The following is a 3,029-nucleotide window of genomic DNA, read 5'->3' as shown; positions in this document are numbered from 1 at the left end:
CGGCACCACCACCGCCGACGCCATCCGCCGCCATTTCAGCGGTACGGTGGTGATCGCCCGGCAGCCGGGCAAAGAAGACCTGCTGCGCGAAGCGATGGAGTTTTTTGAGACCTTTATAACGAAGAATAATTTATGAGCGAACTGAAGAACGACCTCCTCCTGCGCGCCCTCCGCGGCGAATCCGTAGAACGCCCGCCGGTATGGATGATGCGCCAGGCCGGCCGCTACCTGCCCGACTACCTGAAGCTGAAGGCCAAATACGATTTCTTTACCCGCGTGCAGACGCCCGAGCTCGCCACCGAGATCACCCTGCAGCCCATCGACCAGGTGGGTGTGGACGCGGCCATCATCTTCTCCGACATCCTCGTGATCCCGCAGGCCATGGGCGTGGAAGTGCTGATGGAAGAAGGCAAAGGCCCCTCGCTGCCGAAGACCATCCAGACGCAGGCCGACATAGACGCGCTCATCACCGAAGGCGCAGAAGAAAGCCTGAAGTACGTACTCGACGCGCTCACGCTCACGAAAAAAGAACTGAACGGCCGCACGCCGCTTATCGGTTTCGCCGGCGCGCCCTGGACCATCCTCTGCTACATGGTGGAAGGCAAGGGCTCCAAAACCTGGGACAAGGCCAAGCAGTTTGCCTACACCCAGCCGCAGCTGGCGCATGCCCTGCTCCAGAAGATCACCGATATCACCATCGACTACCTGAAGGCACAGGTGAAGGCCGGCGCCGACACCGTGCAGGTGTTCGACTCCTGGGCCGGCGCGCTGAGCCCCGAGGATTTCAAAACCTTCGCCCAGCCCTACCTGCTGCAGATATCGAATGCCGTAAAAGACGAAGCACCCGTGATCCTCTTCCCCAAAGGCACCTGGTATGCCATCGAAGACCTGAGCCACTCGGGTGCCGCGGGTATCGGTATCGACTGGACCGTATCACCGAAGAAGGCCCGCGAGCTGACCGGCGACCGCATCACTATCCAGGGCAACTTCGACCCGGCAAAGCTGCTGGCACCCATCCCGCAGATCAAAACCTGGGTAAAGGAAATGATCGACGGCTTCGGCACGCAGCGCTATATCGCCAACCTCGGACACGGCATCACGCCGAATGTGCCGGTGGATCATGCAAAGGCCTTTGTGGAAGCTGTGAAGGAATATCGGATAACGAATATCGAAGTGGGCTGCCGACGGCGGCCCTCTTCGTCATTGCGAGCGCAGCGAAGCAAACTCCTGCGCGGTAGTGAAGTTCCAAAAAGAAAAACGCTATGGACATCAGCCAACTTCCGGAATCTGAAGCGAGAGCGCGCTGGATTCATTATATCCACGACCTCCAGGACAGCATCTGCGCTGGCCTCGAGGCTGTTGACGGAAAAGAGAAATTCTTCGAAGACCGCTGGGAGCGTCCGGAAGGCGGCGGCGGCAGAACCCGCGTCATTGCCAACGGCGGCGTGTTTGAAAAGGGCGGTGTAAATACTTCCGTCGTCTTCGGCGAGGTGAGCGACATCATGCGCAAGCAGCTGAAGATTGAAGGCGATCTGTGGTTTGCCTGTGGTCTTAGCCTGGTACTGCACCCATTCAACCCGATGGTTCCGACGGTACACTGCAACTACAGAATGTTCGAGCTCTATAGTAAAGATGGAAGTTCTCAGTCCCCCCCTTCGGGGGGCAGGGGGGCCGTAACCGACCGCTGGTTTGGCGGCGGCACCGACCTCACTCCTTACTATTTGTTCGACGAGGACGCCCGGCATTTTCACGGCACCTACAAAGAGGTGTGCGACCGCTTTGACCCGGCCTTTTATCCCACCTTCAAAAAGGTGTGCGACGATTACTTCGTGAACACGCACCGCGGCAACGAGCGCCGCGGCATCGGCGGCATCTTCTACGATCACCAGCGTCCCGATGCAAACCATGACCTGGATTTCTGGATCCGTTTCGGGCAGGCCTGCGGCGACGCCTTCCTGCCGGCTTATGTTCCCATCGTGGAAAAGCACAAGAACGATCCTTTCACGCAGGAGCAAAAGCACTGGCAGGAGATCCGGCGGGGGCGCTACGTGGAGTTCAACCTCGTGCACGACCGCGGCACCATCTTCGGCCTTAAGACCAATGGCCGCATCGAGAGTATTCTCATGAGCCTCCCGCCCACGGTGCGCTTCGAATACAACTACCAGCCCGCGCCCGGCTCAAAAGAAGACGAGCTGCTCCAGGCTTGCCTGCATCCGAGAGAATGGCTTGCACCCACGGAAGAAGATAAAGCCGAGTGGGCGCGGCGCAGCAACAGCTGCTGAAGAAATCTTTCGATCTCCGATGTCTGATTTATTTTAACATCCGGGAGCGCCCGGTAAAAACGGCATCTAATGGCATGTGAATACCTTTGCGGCGACCTTGATTTCGATCGGGAGATCGATGAATCGACAAACAAATCAGCCATCAGCCATCATACATCATAACATCTTTATGTATCTACAGCGTCGTCCCCGAATCCTCCGCGCCACACCCGCCATCCGCGCGATGGTGGCCGAAACGCGGCTCCGTCCCTCCGATCTGATCGCCCCGCTCTTTATCGATGAAGGCGAAGGCGTGGTGACCGAGATCGCATCCATGCCCAACTATTACCGCCGCTCGCTCGACGGCACCGTGCGCGAGGTGGAAGAGCTCTGGAAGCTCGGAATCCGCAGCGTGCTGCTGTTCATCAAATGCAAGGACGAGCTCAAGGACAATACCGGTGCTGAAGCCTGGAATCCCGAAGGCCTCATGCAGCGCAGCATCCGCGCCATCAAGCAGGCCGTGCCGGAGATGTACGTAATGACCGACGTTGCCCTTGATCCCTATTCGTCTTTCGGTCACGACGGCATCGTGGAGAACGGTGAGATCGTGAACGACCCGACGGTGGAAGCACTCGTGCAGATGAGCATCTCGCATGCCGAAGCCGGCGCCGATATGGTAGCTCCTTCCGATATGATGGACGGCCGCATCGGCGCCATCCGCGAGGGCCTCGAGCACAACGGCTATTCGAAGACCGGCATCATGGCTTA

1 protein-coding gene and 2 pseudogenes are annotated in these 3,029 nt (G+C 58.7%); all 3 read left to right on the top strand.

Features of this window, described 5'->3' with window-relative positions; genetic code table 11:
- Positions 1 to 132: 132 nt before the first annotated feature.
- A pseudogene (gene hemE / locus EPD60_RS07835) lies at positions 133 to 1,143 on the top strand (uroporphyrinogen decarboxylase); the annotation flags it as partial.
- A gap of 119 nt (positions 1,144 to 1,262) precedes the next feature.
- Positions 1,263 to 2,282, top strand: a complete 1,020-nt coding sequence (gene hemF, locus EPD60_RS07830; protein ID WP_131448554.1) for an oxygen-dependent coproporphyrinogen oxidase — start codon at positions 1,263 to 1,265, stop codon at positions 2,280 to 2,282.
- 169 nt (positions 2,283 to 2,451) lie between these two features.
- Positions 2,452 to 3,029 (top strand): annotated as a pseudogene (locus EPD60_RS07825) (porphobilinogen synthase); the annotation flags it as partial.

This window comes from Flaviaestuariibacter flavus (assembly GCF_004337505.1).
Taxonomy (GTDB): domain Bacteria; phylum Bacteroidota; class Bacteroidia; order Chitinophagales; family Chitinophagaceae; genus Flavisolibacter; species Flavisolibacter flavus.
Note: the sequence above shows the minus strand (reverse complement) of the source record. Positions and strands in the feature narration are given on the sequence as shown.

Bases quoted from the DNA above. Each gene is read 5' to 3' on its own strand.
- hemF (WP_131448554.1), top strand. From the start codon at position 1,263: ATGGACATCAGCCAACTTCCGGAATCTGAAGCGAGAGCGCGCTGGATT.